Origin of the sequence: Nostoc sp., from assembly GCF_036917815.1 — a bacterium.
GTDB lineage: Bacteria > Cyanobacteriota > Cyanobacteriia > Cyanobacteriales > Nostocaceae > Nostoc.
On record NZ_JBALEK010000007.1, the window covers coordinates 1 to 1570 of the forward strand.

The 1570-nt window shown below is 53.8% G+C and carries 1 rRNA gene; it reads right to left on the reverse strand.

Annotated features, from left to right (window positions below):
- Window positions 1–80: 80 nt before the first annotated feature.
- Window positions 81–1569 (reverse strand): 16S ribosomal RNA (locus tag V7K97_RS01700).
- Window position 1570: the final 1 nt, after the last annotated feature.

A 1570-nucleotide genomic window follows, 5' to 3' on the forward strand; every position in this document is an offset into this window, starting at 1 on the left:
CGACCGACCTAGGTTAGACCAACTCAGTATCTATAAAACTTGTTTGCTTTTCGATATCTGAGGGGTGTAGGTCTCCCTAAAAAGGAGGTGATCCAGCCACACCTTCCGGTACGGCTACCTTGTTACGACTTCACCCCAGTCACCAGTCCTGCCTTAGGCATCCTCCTCCACGAATGGTTGGAGTAATGACTTCGGGCACTACCAGCTTCCATGGTGTGACGGGCGGTGTGTACAAGGCCCGGGAACGAATTCACTGCAGTATGCTGACCTGCAATTACTAGCGATTCCTCCTTCACGCAGGCGAGTTGCAGCCTGCGATCTGAACTGAGCTCCGGTTTCCGGGATTTGCTTGCATTCGCATGCTTGCTGCCCTCTGTCCGGAGCATTGTAGTACGTGTGTAGCCCAAGGCGTAAGGGGCATGCTGACTTGACGTCATCCCCACCTTCCTCCGGTTTGTCACCGGCAGTCTCTCTAGAGTGCCCAACTTAATGCTGGCAACTAAAAACGAGGGTTGCGCTCGTTGCGGGACTTAACCCAACATCTCACGACACGAGCTGACGACAGCCATGCACCACCTGTGTTCGCGCTCCCGAAGGCACTCTCAACTTTCATCAAGATTCGCGACATGTCAAGCCTTGGTAAGGTTCTTCGCGTTGCATCGAATTAAACCACATACTCCACCGCTTGTGCGGGCCCCCGTCAATTCCTTTGAGTTTCACCGTTGCCGGCGTACTCCCCAGGCGGGATACTTAACGCGTTAGCTACGGCACGGCTCGGGTCGATACAAGCCACGCCTAGTATCCATCGTTTACGGCTAGGACTACTGGGGTATCTAATCCCATTCGCTCCCCTAGCTTTCGTCCCTCAGTGTCAGTTACGGCCTAGCAGAGCGCCTTCGCCACCGGTGTTCTTCCTGATCTCTACGCATTTCACCGCTACACCAGGAATTCCCTCTGCCCCGAACGTACTCTAGCTATGTAGTTTCCACTGCTCTTATCTAGTTGAGCTAGACTCTTTAACAGCAGACTTACATTGCCACCTGCGGACGCTTTACGCCCAATCATTCCGGATAACGCTTGCATCCTCCGTATTACCGCGGCTGCTGGCACGGAGTTAGCCGATGCTTATTCCTCAGGTACCGTCATTGTGTTCTTCCCTGAGAAAAGAGGTTTACGACCCAAGAGCCTTCCTCCCTCACGCGGTATTGCTCCGTCAGGCTTTCGCCCATTGCGGAAAATTCCCCACTGCTGCCTCCCGTAGGAGTCTGGGCCGTGTCTCAGTCCCAGTGTGGCTGATCGTCCTCTCAGACCAGCTACTGATCGTCGCCTTGGTAGGCTCTTACTCTACCAACTAGCTAATCAGACGCGAGCTCATCTTCAGGCAGTTAACCTTTCACCTCTCGGCACATCCGGTATTAGCCACCGTTTCCAGTGGTTGTCCCAGACCTGAAGCCAGATTCTCACGCGTTACTCACCCGTCCGCCACTAAATCCGAAGATTCCGTTCGACTTGCATGTGTTAAGCATACCGCCAGCGTTCATCCTGAGCCAGGATCAAACTCTCCGTTTTG